Annotated in this window: 20 protein-coding genes; 17 read left to right on the forward strand and 3 right to left on the reverse strand. The window is 40.5% G+C overall.

The window, feature by feature from the left end:
• The first annotated feature begins 12 nt into the window (after positions 1-12).
• From H70737_RS10835 to H70737_RS10875, 9 genes are all read left to right on the forward strand, one after another.
• The gene (locus H70737_RS10835) at positions 13-201 is read left to right on the forward strand and encodes a hypothetical protein (protein ID WP_042187116.1); all 189 of its coding nucleotides are present in this window, start codon (positions 13-15) and stop codon (positions 199-201) included.
• Positions 202-365: 164 nt separating this feature from the next.
• A complete protein-coding gene (locus H70737_RS10840) occupies positions 366-932 on the forward strand; it encodes a putative ABC transporter permease (RefSeq protein WP_231573428.1) in 567 nt (188 codons plus the stop codon).
• A gap of 145 nt (positions 933-1,077) precedes the next feature.
• Positions 1,078-1,542, forward strand: a complete 465-nt coding sequence (locus tag H70737_RS10845; RefSeq protein WP_042187118.1) for a 2-thiouracil desulfurase family protein — start codon at positions 1,078-1,080, stop codon at positions 1,540-1,542.
• Between the two features lie 61 nt (positions 1,543-1,603).
• Positions 1,604-1,750, forward strand: a complete 147-nt coding sequence (locus tag H70737_RS10850; protein ID WP_156113097.1) for a hypothetical protein — start codon at positions 1,604-1,606, stop codon at positions 1,748-1,750.
• A 210-nt stretch (positions 1,751-1,960) separates the two neighbouring features.
• Entirely contained in the window at positions 1,961-2,434 is a 474-nt protein-coding gene (locus H70737_RS10855) for an NUDIX domain-containing protein (RefSeq protein WP_042193681.1), read from the forward strand.
• A gap of 18 nt (positions 2,435-2,452) precedes the next feature.
• Positions 2,453-3,040, forward strand: a complete 588-nt coding sequence (locus H70737_RS10860; RefSeq protein ID WP_042187122.1) for a histidine phosphatase family protein — start codon at positions 2,453-2,455, stop codon at positions 3,038-3,040.
• Entirely contained in the window at positions 3,037-3,462 is a 426-nt protein-coding gene (locus H70737_RS10865) for a hypothetical protein (RefSeq protein ID WP_042187124.1), read from the forward strand. The genes H70737_RS10860 and H70737_RS10865 overlap by 4 nt, the downstream gene beginning before the upstream one ends.
• 9 nt (positions 3,463-3,471) lie before the next feature.
• The gene (locus tag H70737_RS10870) at positions 3,472-3,882 is read left to right on the forward strand and encodes a ribosomal maturation YjgA family protein (RefSeq protein ID WP_081382731.1); all 411 of its coding nucleotides are present in this window, start codon (positions 3,472-3,474) and stop codon (positions 3,880-3,882) included.
• A gap of 24 nt (positions 3,883-3,906) precedes the next feature.
• Positions 3,907-4,698, forward strand: a complete 792-nt coding sequence (locus tag H70737_RS10875; protein WP_042187128.1) for a lipid II flippase Amj family protein — start codon at positions 3,907-3,909, stop codon at positions 4,696-4,698.
• Between the two features lie 18 nt (positions 4,699-4,716).
• Here the strand turns inward: H70737_RS10875 and H70737_RS10880 are convergent, their stop codons facing one another.
• The gene (locus H70737_RS10880) at positions 4,717-5,493 is read right to left on the reverse strand and encodes a hypothetical protein (RefSeq protein ID WP_042187130.1); all 777 of its coding nucleotides are present in this window, start codon (positions 5,491-5,493) and stop codon (positions 4,717-4,719) included.
• A gap of 196 nt (positions 5,494-5,689) precedes the next feature.
• Between H70737_RS10880 and H70737_RS10885 the strand changes: the two genes are divergently transcribed.
• The gene (locus H70737_RS10885) at positions 5,690-6,547 is read left to right on the forward strand and encodes an SDR family oxidoreductase (protein ID WP_042187132.1); all 858 of its coding nucleotides are present in this window, start codon (positions 5,690-5,692) and stop codon (positions 6,545-6,547) included.
• A 368-nt stretch (positions 6,548-6,915) separates the two neighbouring features.
• Positions 6,916-7,311 (forward strand): DUF4265 domain-containing protein, encoded by a 396-nt coding sequence (locus H70737_RS10895; protein ID WP_042187136.1) that lies wholly within the window; start codon positions 6,916-6,918, stop codon positions 7,309-7,311.
• Between the two features lie 141 nt (positions 7,312-7,452).
• Here H70737_RS10895 and H70737_RS10900 read toward each other — a convergent pair whose 3' ends face one another.
• On the reverse strand, positions 7,453-8,391 hold the full coding sequence (locus H70737_RS10900) for an alpha/beta hydrolase (protein ID WP_042193683.1): 939 nt from the start codon (positions 8,389-8,391) through the stop codon (positions 7,453-7,455).
• A gap of 207 nt (positions 8,392-8,598) precedes the next feature.
• On the opposite strand from H70737_RS10900, the gene lepB reads away from it, so the two are divergent.
• The 3 genes from lepB (at position 8,599) to H70737_RS10915 (ending at position 11,385) form a co-directional block, all read left to right on the forward strand.
• Positions 8,599-9,096 (forward strand): signal peptidase I, encoded by a 498-nt coding sequence (lepB, locus tag H70737_RS10905; protein ID WP_042187138.1) that lies wholly within the window; start codon positions 8,599-8,601, stop codon positions 9,094-9,096.
• Between the two features lie 126 nt (positions 9,097-9,222).
• A complete protein-coding gene (locus H70737_RS10910; RefSeq protein ID WP_042187147.1) occupies positions 9,223-10,260 on the forward strand; it encodes an HD-GYP domain-containing protein in 1,038 nt (345 codons plus the stop codon).
• A gap of 264 nt (positions 10,261-10,524) precedes the next feature.
• A complete protein-coding gene (locus tag H70737_RS10915; RefSeq protein WP_042187149.1) occupies positions 10,525-11,385 on the forward strand; it encodes an alpha/beta fold macrolide esterase in 861 nt (286 codons plus the stop codon).
• Between the two features lie 73 nt (positions 11,386-11,458).
• On the opposite strand, the gene H70737_RS10920 is transcribed toward H70737_RS10915, so the two are convergent.
• Positions 11,459-11,776 carry a MazG nucleotide pyrophosphohydrolase domain-containing protein gene (locus H70737_RS10920; protein WP_042187151.1) on the reverse strand — a complete coding sequence of 106 codons (318 nt, stop codon included), beginning with the start codon at positions 11,774-11,776 and terminating at the stop codon, positions 11,459-11,461.
• A gap of 97 nt (positions 11,777-11,873) precedes the next feature.
• Between H70737_RS10920 and H70737_RS10925 the strand changes: the two genes are divergently transcribed.
• From H70737_RS10925 to H70737_RS10935, 3 genes are all read left to right on the forward strand, one after another.
• On the forward strand, positions 11,874-12,452 hold the full coding sequence (locus H70737_RS10925) for an LOG family protein (RefSeq protein ID WP_042187153.1): 579 nt from the start codon (positions 11,874-11,876) through the stop codon (positions 12,450-12,452).
• A gap of 221 nt (positions 12,453-12,673) precedes the next feature.
• A complete protein-coding gene (locus tag H70737_RS10930; protein WP_042187155.1) occupies positions 12,674-13,423 on the forward strand; it encodes a GTP pyrophosphokinase in 750 nt (249 codons plus the stop codon).
• A gap of 156 nt (positions 13,424-13,579) precedes the next feature.
• Complete coding sequence (locus H70737_RS10935) at positions 13,580-15,205, forward strand: glycoside hydrolase family 9 protein (protein ID WP_042187157.1); 1,626 nt, start codon at positions 13,580-13,582, stop codon at positions 15,203-15,205.
• Positions 15,206-15,283 lie beyond the last annotated feature (78 nt).

Raw genomic sequence — 15,283 nt, forward strand, 5'->3', positions numbered from 1 at the left:
GGAGGAAATGAAATGCGTAGTCGGAATGAGAACAGCCGATATCGGCAAAAACGTGGTGAGGCCCTTGCAGGCAACTTTGAGAAAAAGTATGGTTCAAACTTTGGCGTACGTAGTGAACTTTCAACGGATACGTTAAAGAAACAAGACGACGATCAGTCGCTAATATCGGCTCAGCATCATGAAGAACGGCTTAAACCATAAGCGTGGATGGATAGAGGATCCGCTTCACCCTTTATAATTTGTAATGAAGACATACCCTTTGGGTTATGTCTTTTTTTGTTGCGCATATCTCCTGAAGGATTAAGGCATAATAGGGCCGGATGGATATTTAAGAAAATAATGACAACTAGGAGCGGTGTATAAACATGATGACTTCTCTATTTTCTTCAAGCGGAGATTCTGCGATGGCAGTGGCAGGCCAATATTTCTTTTATTTTATGATCTACTCTTTTTTAGGCTGGGTATTGGAAGGTGCATATAACTTATATAGTAATGGAAGCTTTCGCAAAGAAGGCTTTCTAAAAGGCCCTTTTAAACCAATGTATGGATTTGCACCACTGCTTCTACTGATTGCCAGAGACTTAACCCTGCCTTTCCCAATTGTCCTCCTGCTTGCGTTAGTCGTTCCTTCAGCTGTTGAATACGTAAGTGGTTGGCTGCTAAAAACTGTGTTTCAAAAGCAATGGTGGGATTATTCAGGGATGTCTTATCAACTGCAAGGGCATATTTGCCTTCAATTCTCCCTATATTGGTGGGCGCTATCGGTAGCTTGTGTATATGGGATTCAGCCGTTTATGGAGCGTTTGTATTCACGAGTCTATAATGTTTGGGGAATTATATTTCCTTTCGTGGGACTCTATCTTATGGCTGATTTATTGTGGACTTGCTGGAGTCGGTATAGAAGTGAGAAGACCCCCCAATATCAAGATTAATGATGCCTATATGGACATAATAAGCATTCTTTTGTATATGAAGCACAAACATTTCAGTGACAAGCATTTCGATCTTGCATATCAGTTTTGTGTCGTAAATAATATAGCCATATATTAAATACTAGACGGACTGGTGGAGATTACGATGACAGGGAAGATTCTAGTAAGCGCATGTCTGTTAGGACATAAAGTGCGTTATGATAATGGTGATGTACCGTGTCTCGATGCTCGTTTCTTGAAGTGGTATGAGGAAGGGCGTTTTGTCCACATTTGTCCTGAGGTAGTCGGAGGGTTATCAACGCCTCGTCCAGATGCCCAGCGGCAAGGTGAGCGGGTAGTAACAGGTGCAGGTGTGGATGTTACGGAACCTTTTATGAAGGGTGCTCAAGCAACGCTGAAGCTGGCTACAGAACATCAAGTTACATTAGCAATATTAAAACAGGATAGTCCTTCTTGTGGTAGTCTTTATATTTATGATGGTACTTTTAGGGATACGAAGATGTCAGGAGAAGGTACAACTACGGAGTTATTACGGCAAAATGGCTTTAAAGTGTTCGGCGAAGATCAACTAGATGAAGTGGAAAAAGAACTTGCTCGTATGGAGGGGTAAGTCATTCTTAAAGTAATAATTGGAACTCATGTTACATAGTGTGTATAAGGGGAACGAAGCAGTGTCCTTGGGAGAGGAAATGCCGTCCGAAGAGCCATCCTTCATTTGGGATTGGAGGCGGACGCAGATGAGTATTGACCAGCTCATTTCATTGCTTGTTCTTGTTATCATGATCGTACAGCTTGCCGGCTACAAAGGGAAACATTAAGCTCAAAGTCTCACCTCATTGTAACTGCTTCCGGACCTCAGAAAGTATTGAGCCGTTCGGAAGCTTTTTTTGTTCCACGCTAAGCATATTACCGAATCTAAAGGATTCCATCACAGTGATGTCTAATATATACATAATGTGGGTTTTTGGGAAGCCGGAGGAAAATAGGATGATGTTCTACAAAACGGTGTGAGAGGATGGATGAATAGCGTGCCGATGTCTGAGTATTATCAGGAGATCCGAGGAAAAGTGGGTTCAGAGTTATTAATGATGCCTTCCGTAGCTGCAGTAATAAGAAATAAAGAAGATGAAATTCTATTTATTCGAAAACCTGAAGAGTCCTTGTGGGGATTGCCAGCAGGCGCTATCGAGCCAGGGGAACGGCCGGGAAGAACTTTGCGCAGAGAAGTATATGAAGAGACTGGATTAATGGTGCATCCTACTTCCATTCTTGGGGTTTTTGGTGGAGGGAAATATAGATACGAATATAACAATGGAGACCAGGTGGAATATACAGTCATCGTATTTGAGTGTTCTATCATCCGTGGAACGCTGAGAGCAATGGATGGAGAAGTCGAAGAATTTAAGTTCTTTAAAGAGAGTGAGCTGCCCGAGATGGCCATTCCCTATCCAGTGGAGATTTTCAAGAAAGACCGCGAAGTGGCAAAAACGATATTTGAATGAGCTGGAGAGGAGTAACTCATGAAGACTTTTATTTATATGATTAGGCACGCAGTATCACCTTTTGTGCTTGGGGATGAGAGAGAACGAGGATTATCTGATAAAGGGCATGAGGACGCATATAGAATTAAAGAACTGTTGGCGGAGGAAGAGATCACACATTTTGTTTCTAGTCCTTATAGACGAGCCATAGATACGATTAAGTATTTGGCTGAGGCATCGGATCAAGAAATTGAGCTGTATGAGGAACTTAGAGAAAGAGCCATCGCAAACGTTGAAATCGAGATCAGTGAACAAGAATTTCTTCAGGGTATCCAGACATCATTCACAGACTTACAATATAAAATGCCAAATGGTGAGAGTACTCAGGAAGCGCAAGAGCGTGCGATCCCCATCATGAAGCAATTGATCCAGCAAAATAAAGGCGGCAAAATAGCACTAGGTACCCACGGGAATATCATGACCATTATCCTGAATTACTTCAATAAAGAGTATGGTTATGAGTTCTTTGAACAGACTTCGAAACCAGATATTTATAGGCTGGAATTTGATGAATTAGAGCTTACTAGTGTGGAACGAATGTGGAACCCCGAAGTACTGAGCAAATGAAGTATTTTATTAAGCTGAATTCGTTAAGCGTACTTTATGCCTTTATGTTGTTTGTCGTAATAGAGCTACTAGTAAATATTTATCGTATTAGTAGAATTTCTGGCTTGGAGCTGGATAAAGTGAATAACTTGCAGCTTATTTTCATATTTGTGATGTTTATATTTTTTTCTATGGGGTTTGTTTGGATGACAAGAAAATATTTGAGCGGTAAAAAATCCATATATTTCACTACGATCCTGTGGTTTCCCTATTTGGTTCTGTTTATTAATTTATTCGCAGCATGGTTCCCGATTACAGAAGCTGCGGATAAACCAGTTCCGGTAACGGGGTTAATCATAATAGGGGCCATGATTATTTATCCGTTTTATATCGTGATGATTAATATTATATCAAGCATAAATTTCAAGTCAGACGCAGGATAGAGGATGGAAATGAGAGTCAATGCTTTAAAAGAAAGAGTTATTTATGGATGCATCTGCTTAATTGTTATTGTACTGGGGTTATGCTCTAGAGCATTCTCGGAACAGCTACCTTTGTTTGTAACGAGACATTTTGGAGATGCGCTTTGGGGCAGCATGGTTTACTTTATGTTTCGTGTACTGCTAGTGAACCGGAAGCTGTGGATCGCTTTTATGTGGAGCCTGATGTTTAGTTTCGGCATAGAATTTAGCCAACTGTATCAAGCAGAGTGGATCAACAGCATCCGTGCTACCATACTCGGTGGGTTGATTCTCGGAAAGGGATTCCTATGGATTGACCTTGTTCGATATACCGTTGGAATTACGCTTTCTTACGGACTGGATCAATACTTTCGCCCAAAACTGCACCGAATAGATAAATAGCTTTTAATGGAGATGAACCTAAAAATGGTAAATAGCTTGATTGTAGTATGCTTGCTTACAATGATTATTCATACAGCAGAAACCTTATCTTATTCGGTAAGATACGCCGGGGTGAAGCTGAACAAGATAGCTATTGCTTTGTCTCTGACAGGCATTATTGTTCTCGTGTCAAGAACTGCAAACATGATTCAAGCTCCACTGACGGCTAAATTCGTAGATTATGCCAAAATACATTCTGATTTCCCACTTCTTAATTACTTGAGAATTATATTGTTAGCTTCTTCATTAGGGACATTAATTGCCATTGCTATATTCCCTACTTTTGTAGGCTTGTTTGGGAGAATCATCTCAAAGCTTGAAATCGAAGGTTCTATTCCCAAGCTGCTTACGAGCGTAACGATCGGGCAGTTAAAAAATACTAGAAAATACATAAGAAAACCAAAAGTGAATCTATATAACTTCAGATACCTGGGGATTCCTAAACGTTTTATTGTTATGAATGTTTTTGTTACAGCCTTTTACACCGTAGGGGTCATATCATCTTTGTATGCTGCTCATCTAATGCCTCAATATAGCACGACTGCTTCTCAAGCCTCAGGATTGATTAACGGAATGGCGACTATACTGCTGACCATATTTATCGACCCACAGCTTGGTCTTATTACCCATAAAGCCACTGAAAATGTAGAATACCGTGATCAGCTAGGAAAAATATATGTGGTATTGATGGGTTCGCGATTTATAGGTACTATATTTGCTCAGCTCCTAATTGTGCCTGCAGCCCAACTAATTAGTATGTTAGTGAAGCTGATATGAGCCGGTGGGAACGAATCCTTATGGAAGCTTAGACTCTGCAGATCGTAGAGCTAAGGAGATCTTCTGCTCCCAGCTGTAAATATTCTGATGCATGTCATGAATTCGTTTCATTTGCTCATAGGATATTTTCATTTCTGATACTGCCTTAATTGCATCCCCTTGTTTTACAGCCGATTTATATTGTTTATCTGCTTCTGAACGAACTTTCTGCGCTACAGCGATATTCTTGTTCTCGGCGGTGATTTGCTTCTTCAGAGCTGTGATTGGTGCCAGAGCATCTTTGATAGGCTTGATCTTGGCAGCTGTTTGCTTGCGGGCAGTTGCCAAAGCGTCTGTCTTGGCCTTAATTTCAGTTCTAGCAAGTTTTACCGCAGCTTTGAGCTTATTGCGTCTTAGATCCAGGAGAGTGGCTGTCTTAAAGTCCTTAGCTTTCTTGGCTGCGGTAGACTGCTTACTGAGTGTGCTGTATTGGTCCAGTAGAGGAGCATGTTTCTTCTGAGCCGACGTTGCTTCAGATGATAAACGACTCAGCAGAACCTTATCTGTTGACTCTATGACAGAGTGAATAGATTTCAGAGTTTCATTGTTCTGCTTACGTAGCATTTGAATTTTTGAGCTATCGGACTTGAGGGCTACTTGAAGCGAGGTATAATTACCATGGAGACCGTTAATGTCATCTAAGGCTGAATCCCAGTCTGTACCTGCAGAAGCTAATGTAAGGTTGATGTTGAGGAGAGCTACTACTAGGATTAATTGGACAAACCTCTTTAAATAACTAAAATTGTGAATAAACATTCATTTCAGCTCCTTAATTAGTCTATGTGCGCAAAAAAAGCACCTCCAAGATAGGCATGAATGCCTATCTTGCGAGGTGCTTCTCCCGCAGAAATATAAATGATACACTTACTATAACTTGAAATTAATGGATAGTCAATCCGAAAAAGAACGTTTGTTTGCTTTTTGAAATAATGAAACATAAGGAGAGTCAAAGATGAATTCACATCTAGATCGAATGCATGATCGAGTGGCCTTAATAACCGGAACCTCTAGTGGATTTGGACTGCTCACAGCCCTTAAACTAGCAGGACAGGGATTCAAAGTTGTAGCAACCATGCGCGATTTGAGTCGTAAAGGCGAGCTTGAACAGCAGGCAGAGCAAGCAGGACTCTTGAAGCAGCTTCATTTTATGACCATGGATGTTACCGATAGTGATTCTATACAGGCGACTATAACCTCAGTACATGAAACATTCGGAAGAATTGATGTTTTGGTAAATAATGCAGGCTTTGCTATAGGCGGCTTCATAGAAGAGATATCCATGGAAGAATGGCGTCAGCAAATGGAGACGAATTTTTTCGGATTAGTCGCGGTCACAAAAGCTGTGCTGCCAGTTATGCGAGAACAGAAAAGTGGTACGATTATTAACGTGGGGAGTATAAGCGGGTTGTCCGGGTTTCCGGGGTATGCTCCATATGCAGCTTCCAAATTTGCAGTAGAAGGATTCAGTGAAAGTCTGCGTCATGAAATGTCTCCTTATGGAATACGTGTAGTATTAATTGAACCTGGCTCCTTCCGTACTCCGATTTGGGGAAAAGGAATGGCACAAATTCGTCAAGTCGAGGATTCTCCTTATAGAGACCGTCTGGACGCTGTGCTACGATATTCCAAGCATACCGCTGAAACTGCACCTGATCCAAAGCAAGTGGCAGATCTCATCGGTCGTATTACTGAAATGAAGTCACCGAGGCTTCGGTATCCTATCGGCAAAGGCACCCGGATCTTGATCTTAGGCAAAACGCTGCTCCCGTGGAAATGGCTGGAGAGAATTATTGCGAAAGAATTGAGGTGATGGAATGGAGCAATCCATAAACTTAACAATCATTAAACTCATTGGATATGTATCCAGTTTGATGACCGTTTTTTTATGGTTTATATTTATATTCATTAATCCGTATGCTGAGGTTACGAATCAATCCAGTATTATAATAAGTATGGTAATGCTGGTGTTGCCTGCCGGATTACTTGCGATAGGTGTCTCTTTAAACAGAAGCCTTCTCATGCTTCTCGCCTTTATTTGGAGTTTTCCATACAGTTTATATATGTTTTTAACGCCGGGAATCTTCAGGTTGTTCGGGATTACAAGCTTAATGTATTTATTGTGTTTTGTGTTATTTAGAATCATCAAGATCAGATTTTGAATAGAATTGAGGTGTGCTGATGCTAGATTCGTCAGGACTACATATTTGCTTCGATCCAGCAGGCCGTGAAATAGAAATCCTTGATGTTACTCCAGTCGGTAAAGATAAATACCGCATCGAAGAGACGCCGATCTTTAATCCAAGTGTTACAATGGGTGATATTATACGGGTGAAAGAAGAGCTAGGGATCTATTACTATCAGGAAACTGTACAGAAATCTCATTTCAAAAGGTACGCTTGGCTCCTCAGTAAAGAGGCTGTTGATTCAGCAGCCATTTCTGCTTTTAAACAACGGATTACAGAGAATGATGGGAAATGTGAACAGATCTTTGGCGGTTTGTTGGTCATTCATATACCTAAGAATACTTTGATGGACGTAGATGGGGAAATGAATCGCATTATTGAGCGGTTTTAGAAGTGTGGGTACGTAAATATTAACGATTATGAATAAGAAAAAAAAATGCTGCGGCATGAAATGCAAGGAAGCTTGCACATGATGCAGCAGCATGGAGAATAGGTGAAACGCTTTAGACAATCTGAGCGATACAATCTATACTTATTTTATTTCTTTCATAAATGTCTTAAAATTTTCGGCGATTTCTTTTGATTTGGTATGGTGCAGATAATGTCCTGCATCAAGTTTTACCAATTTTCCTTGTACGGAATTTTTGACTTGCTCTTCATGCAATGATATCCAATCTTTTAAGAGAGTATCATCCCCTTGAACAAAGAGCAAAAGGGGGAGATCCTTTGGAAAAGTTGAATTTAGAGCCCCTTTATAATTAGAAGACATATGTTCCACTTCATTTAAGTTAGTGTAATTATAAGTGTTTCTAAGCGTAAGCAATCTCAATTGTTCTTTAGTTTCATCATCAAACGGCAATTCAGCATAGGGATTTCCACTTGATTTAAATAACAATCTGCCCAAGCCTGATTCTCTAAGTAGTTTTAATTTTCCTGTTGGTATTTTAACACCTATCCTGTCTTCCGTTGCAATACTATTATCAATCCCGACAAATGCACTCACTTCGTTTGGATATTTGTTCACATAATTCAAACTGTACATACCGGAAATAGAGTGTGCCATTAGAATATAACGGTCAATATTAAGCTGCTTTACAGCTTCATGAATTTCACTCACAATGTTTTCTGTGGTTCGCTCTTTTTCAGTTCTATCACTTAATCCATAACCGAAAGGCTCAATCACGACAACTTTGTAAAATGGAGATAGTTCATCTATTAACAGCTTAAAATCAAGTCCCGGTGCCACCGTTCCATAACCAGGTAAGAGCACGACTGTCTCTTCACCCTTTCCTTGAATCAAAACGTTCATATTTTTACCATCGACGCTTACAGACTGACCATAGGGTTTTATTTTAGCTTGGTCCGATTTATTGAGGAAAATATTAGCGACAAAAACAGTCACTAGAAAAAGTACTATTGCAGTAGCTAAAGCCCCTATGGAAATAAGTATAATTTTAAGCGGTTTATTCATCCTTTTTTTAATAACCTCTTCTTCTGGTTTCACTCGTATCTTCTCCTGTTCTAATCGCTTTATTTTAGTACCTTAACGAATTGCTAAAGGAAGCTTACCCGATGAAGATGAACTATACATGACGACAATATGAACTGAATATGAACGAGCGAAAAAAGCTTCTGCACCGATCAAAGAGTTTATAAAATGAATATGAGGTGAGCAATTATGTTGAAATTTATCAAACAATATTTGCCTAGTGTTGCTATCGCAGTGGTCCTATCTTTGTTTGTAAGAACTTATGTTGCTGAAGCCATGAGGGTTCCTACTGGCTCTATGATTCCTACAATTGAAATTAATGACCGTCTAATCGTTGAAAAAATGTTATGGATGACGACACTCGATCATGGAGATATCGTCGTGTTTACGCCTCCGGTAGCAGGTGATGAGAATAAAAGATATGTAAAGCGGTTGATAGGGTTGCCAGGTGATACCATTGAAATTAAAGATGGGGCCCTTTACAGAAATGGAACGGAGATCAATGAACCCTATCTTAATGAGCGGATGAATTATACTTTTGGACCCGTTACGGTTCCGTCGGACCATTACTTTTTTCTCGGAGATAACCGGAATATAAGCTACGATGCTCATCTCTGGGCTACTCCTTTTGTAGCGAAGGATCAGTTGATTGGAAAAGTGATAGCGGACTTTAGTATTCCTTTTTAGGTGATGTTGCGGGGGTCTTTTGAACTAATTGATAGTGTTAATGAGACTTTAACCATATTGTGACTTTGGAATAATTTAGCTATCCTTAAGGTAAAATATACCTATTGATAGGAAGGGTGCAGAATTTTGAAAGCTCATGTCACGGATCTCAAACATGGCGATTGTCTTATGTTGGACACTTTTAATAGTGTTGGTTTACACGTGCTCCCAAAAGGGACAATTGTTTACCAAGAAGAAATCACCCTCCTGATGAGACATCGTATCGATTATGTCGATATTGAACCTCGCAGCATTGCGATGGATAATGAGGGAACGAATCTGGAGCAAAGCTTAAATGGAAACTTTGATCTAGCAATCCAAAACTATGAATCTATTTTTCTAGAAGCACTCAGCAAGGGCAGTTTCACGCAGTCAGATGTTGATCTTACGTTGCAGCCCTTGCTGGAAAAAATGGATGAACATAAGGATGTAGTTTCCTTATTGCTGTTGCTTGAACGAGAAGACGTTGGTACATACAATCATTCATTACAGGTGGGACTGCTATCATTTTACATAGCGACTTGGTTAGGTTATACCAAAGAAGAACGCTACGAGATTAGCCGGGCAGGGTATTTACACGACATAGGAAAAAGTCAGATCGACCCATCTATCTTAAATAAGACGGGGATCTTAACCCCTGAGGAAACTGAAGAACTAAAGCGTCACACTTCGTATGGATACGATATTATTCTTAAATCTATGAATGACGAGAAGACCGCTCTGGTGGCGCTTCAGCATCATGAATTCGAGGATGGGACTGGTTATCCTAATATGCTTCGTAAGGCGGACCTGCACCCGTATACACTGATTGTGGCTGTTGCTAATGCCTATGTTGGGATGACCTCTGCAAGAGTGAATCAACCCAAACAAGGGCTGATTACCGTTCTGCGCAAGGTGCATGAGCTGGGCTTTGGCAAGCTGAATGGAAATGCGGTACAAGCTTTGATTGGACATTTACTGCCGAACTTCGTAGGTAAAAGTGTTCAGCTTAGCAACGGAGAGCAAGGTACGATTATTATGAACAACCCTTTGGATATTTTTAAACCGTTAGTGAAAGTAGATGAAACTACGTTTAGGGATTTATCCAAGGAGCGAAATTTGACCGTTGAGGAAGTATTTATTTAACGAATAGTTTTGTCTGGATAAATGGAAAGGCTATCTCCTGATTCAAAATCAGAGGATAGTCTTTTTATGTTATAATCGAAATTGGGTTAACAACCCTTTAATATGAAGTAGGAGAGTGCTTATCGTGATTATCAAGTTCATTCGTTTGCGTTAATTCGAGGTGCAATTCAATGACACCAACATCCATTTATTTCAAAATGTGACGGGTCTTATTTAAGTGTGCATTCTTTGATTACCAAATTCGAATGAAATGAGGAATAAACAATGAGCGAAAAGATATTTAAAGTAAACGGAATTGATATATGTTCGGATAGTTTTGGAGACCCTAGCAATCCTGCAATATTACTAATTATGGGTGCCACTTGTTCAATGGTTTATTGGGATGAGGAGTTTTGTCAACGATTAGCAGATACAGGACGATATGTTATAAGGTATGATAACCGGGATGTGGGACGTTCTGTTGTATATGAGCCTGGGAGTTCTAATTATACGGTAATTGATATGGCCGATGATGCTGCTGGGTTACTTGACGCTTATAATATAGAACAGGCAAATATCGTTGGGATGTCCTTAGGTGGAATGATTGCACAAGTCCTTGCTATACGTCATCCCCAAAAGGTTCTAACCTTAACATTGGTCGCATCTAGCATTTTTGAATCTGATGATAATGACCGGAACTTACCTCCAATGGATGAGAGGATCCTCGCTTTTCATGCAAATGGAGCTAGTCTGGATTGGTCAGATGAAGAAGCGGTCGCAGATTACTTGGTTTCCGGTTCCAGCATACTCTGTGGATCAAAACATAAATTCGATGAGAAAAGAGCGTATAAACAAGTTAGGATGGAAATAAAACGTGCAAACAACTTGCTCAGCATGTTTAATCATTCGCTTCTTACAGGAGTGGATGACTACGAGGGGAAGGCGAAAAATATCATAGTTTCTACCTTAGTTATCCACGGTACAGAAGATAGCGTACTTCCCTTGGAGCATGGTCTGGCGCTTGCCGATGAAATTCCTAATGCGTCGCTACTAACCCTAGAAGGAACGGGTCACGAAGTTCACCCTGATGATTGGGAAACAATAATTAATGCTATTTCGAATCATACATTTGGCAGTAATAGTTAACGAGGCTTAAATAGTTAGATAAAGAAGGGTTACAATACGGTGATGCCGATTGTAGCCCTTTTTCTACTTCTCCTTAGGAATTAAAGCGTTTAACTAATTTTTCCTTATGTGCAGTAAATGCCTCTTCTAAAGTGATACCATACAAATCGGCTAACAAGGCTATATTGCCTAGCACATCACCAATTTCCTCAATCAAGTCTTGTTTCAGTTGCTCTGGTGGAGGGGTAGATTCATCTGGGCGATCTCTTCCGATTTCATAGGATCGTACTGCCCGTGCAACCTCACCTGTCTCTTCCATAAGAAATCCAACCCGTATAAAAGGACCATAATCGGTCCAGCCTCTTTGTCCATAATAACTTTTAATCCATTTCTGCACTTCATTGATCTCCATATTATGTAGCTCTCCTTAATCTTTTATATGATTTATTCTCCAACATATAGTATATTAGATGTCGGATATTATCAATATATAGTTTGGAGATGAGGATTTGAAATCAATTTGTGTTTTTGCAGGATCGAATTTAGGGGTGCATGAGGAATATAAAGTCAAAGCTGTTGAACTTGGAAACTACATGGCTATGAACGATTATCGCTTAATTTACGGGGGGTCAAAAATTGGATTAATGGGTGAAGTCGCCAATGCTGTTTTGAACGGTGGAGGTGAGGTGATCGGAGTTATGCCTAGGGGATTGTTTAATGGAGAGATGGTACATAGAGAATTAACGCAGCTGATAGAAGTGGACGATATGCATGGACGTAAAGCAAAAATGGGAGAATTGGCGGATGGGTTTATTGCTTTACCCGGCGGTTTTGGAACGTATGAAGAGCTGTTTGAGGTTTTGTGCTGGTCACAAATCGGTATACATAAGAAACCGGTAGGGGTTTTAAATATCAGGAATTATTTTGATCCTCTGATGAATCTAATTCAACACAGCATTAACGAGGGATTTTCTAACGCTTCGCATCTTAGCTTGTTAAATATAGATCAAGAACCCTTGGAACTATTAAAAAAATTAGAAAGCTATGTCCCTCAAGCGTTGGAGCAAAAGTGGAAACAGCTTAACTAAAGAACAGTTACTGTAACAGATGAAAGGGCTGCCGAGAGGGAGCTCTTTTTCTGCTAATCATTGGTTGTGGTAGAATATGGGTAGGTTAATACCCCATTTGAAATATGGGATTTGAATCAAATTAACTTTGAATAACCTCACATTCGCTCGCTGAATTTGAATTTCACTAGTGGATTGGCTATGATAAATATAGAGAAAAGCTACAAGAGGAGAAATGGATAATGACCCCCGAGAATCAAATCGAACAATTTAAGAAGCTTAAGCACGAGATCACCCGGTTTATGTTGATTTATAAATTTGCGCTTGATGAGATGGAGACGAAGATTGAGATCCTCAAACAGGAGTTTCAGTCTCTTCACGATTACAGTCCTATTGAACATACCAAATCGAGAATCAAGTCTCCCGAGAGTATTATGAACAAAATGCTCCGCAAAAATGGAGAATTATCTCTAGATTCTGTGAGAAATTGTATTAAAGACATTGCAGGTCTACGAATTACCTGTTCTTTTATCTCAGATATTTATCATGTTAGTGAAATGCTTCAGAAGCAGGACGACTTAACGGTTCTTGAAGTGAAGGATTATATTAAGAATCCCAAGCCTAACGGCTATCAAAGTTTGCATTTGCTGATTCAGGTACCTGTATTTATGTCAGATCGTCAGGAGTTAGTGTGCGTTGAGGTACAAATTCGTACCATTGCTATGGATTTCTGGGCAAGTCTCGAACATAAAATTTTCTATAAATATAATAAGTCAGTACCAGAGAGTATGACGCGTGAATTGAAAAATGCAGCGGATGCCGCTCATGCACTTGATCTGCAAATGGAGCGACTGCATCGGGACATTAAGGAAATCAAAGACGACGATGAAGATGATGATCTTAGTTCCTTTGAGGAGCTTCGCCGTATAGTGATTCACAATCAGCAATTCACACTTCCAGCTAACTTTATTAAGCTGCTTGGAGACAAATAATCTAATTATATCACCTAGAGTTACCGTTTCAGGTTAACTCTAGGTTTTTTATATTGTAGTTATCATTGCCACGTACAACTAGAATAGAGTATTCTCAACTTGAAAGAGAGACTTGTAATCATTGGCTTCATCAAATTGATATGAAGGAGAATGAAGATGAGTGAGCGTAGACTCCGAACCATTACTGTAAATCAAATCGGATATCCGGTGGGTGGAGAAAAGATTGCAGTGTTTACTGGTGCTGGACATGACTTTCAGGTTGTTGATGTTGATCATGGAAATGTTGTATTCGAAGGGCAGACAGGTACTCCCAGATTTGATGAGGCAAGCGGAGTAACTGTACAAACAGGTGACTTTTCTGAGGTTCATGCAGTGGGCAGATACCGGATTGAGCAAGGTGTGGGGATAGCTTCGGCATCATTTATAATCTCAGATAAACCTTATCACGAGCTTCAACAGGGCTTGTTGAAGGCCTTTTATTATTATCGTTGCGGGGTTGAGTTGACTGAAGAGTATGCTGGAGATTGGAAGCATAAGGCATGTCATACAGCAGAGGGAATTGTATATGGTGAAACGGAGCGTCGGCTAGATTGTTCTGGAGGCTGGCATGATGCAGGTGATTATGGTAAATATAGTGGACCCGGAGCCAAGGCCATCGCTGATCTATTACTAGCTTATGAGTTATATCCATCTGCTTTTGTAAGCGCTATCCCGATTCCTGAAAGTGGGGGGATAACTCCAGATATATTGCTGGAATGCAAAGTGGAGCTGGATTGGTTATTCAAAATGCAAGACTATAGAACAGGTGGAGTGTATCATAAGCTGACTACGCTGAGCTTTCCAGATTTGGATGTGATGCCAGAGGCTGATACAGCAGATCTATATTTCTCACCGGTGTCAGCAACCGCCACTGGAGATTTTGCTGGAGTCATGGCCATGGCAGCGCGGATATATGTGCCCTTTGACTCAGCCTATGCGAAGAAATGTCTGGATGCCGCAACACTAGCTTGGGAATGGCTTGTTCAACACCCAGATGCGCCAGGGTTTATAAATCCGCCAGAAATTAGCACCGGTGAATATGGAGATGGGAACGACAAGGATGAGCGGTATTGGGCAGCTGCGGAGCTCTATCGTACGACGGGGAAAGAAGAATACCATCAAGCTGTTCTGCAACTGGTGCAGTTGTCTTTTTCAAAATACAGTCTAGGCTGGGCAGATATGGGGGGCTACGGCACACTTGCATATCTATTAAATGGTGAAGATCTAGCAGACCGTGCTTTGTATGCTTCCTTAAGAGAAGGACTTCTAGCTGAAGCTGGACGTTTATCTGAACATAGTAGTGAGGATGGTTATAGGATCTCCTTAAAAGAGGAAGACTATATTTGGGGTAGCAATATGCTAGTAATGAACAATGCTATGCTGCTGCTAGTGGCTGAATATTTTAGTGGAGATTCGAGCTTTGCAGACTGTGCGCTAGATCATTTGCACTATCTGATGGGTCGTAACGTACTGGATATCAGTTATGTTACCGGATTTGGCGATCATCCAGTGATGTATCCGCATCATCGTCCATCTGTTGGTGACCATGTGGTTGATCCTGTGCCGGGTCTTGTATCTGGGGGGCCAGATCGTGGGCTTCATGATGAATATGTAGTAGAACATTTACAAGGAAAACCAGCCGCTCAGTGCTTTGCCGATCATGAACTTAGTTATTCTACGAATGAGGTAACGATCTACTGGAATTCACCTGCGGTGTTCGTTACAGCTCGGTTTAATCAATAAATTAATTAATATATGGGAAAGGCATGTCTCATGGGGGAGATGCCTTTCTCTTTTTTTATGCAGCTAAAATGCTATAAT

The organism is Paenibacillus sp. FSL H7-0737, from assembly GCF_000758545.1.
Classification (GTDB): Bacteria; Bacillota; Bacilli; order Paenibacillales; family Paenibacillaceae; genus Paenibacillus_AQ.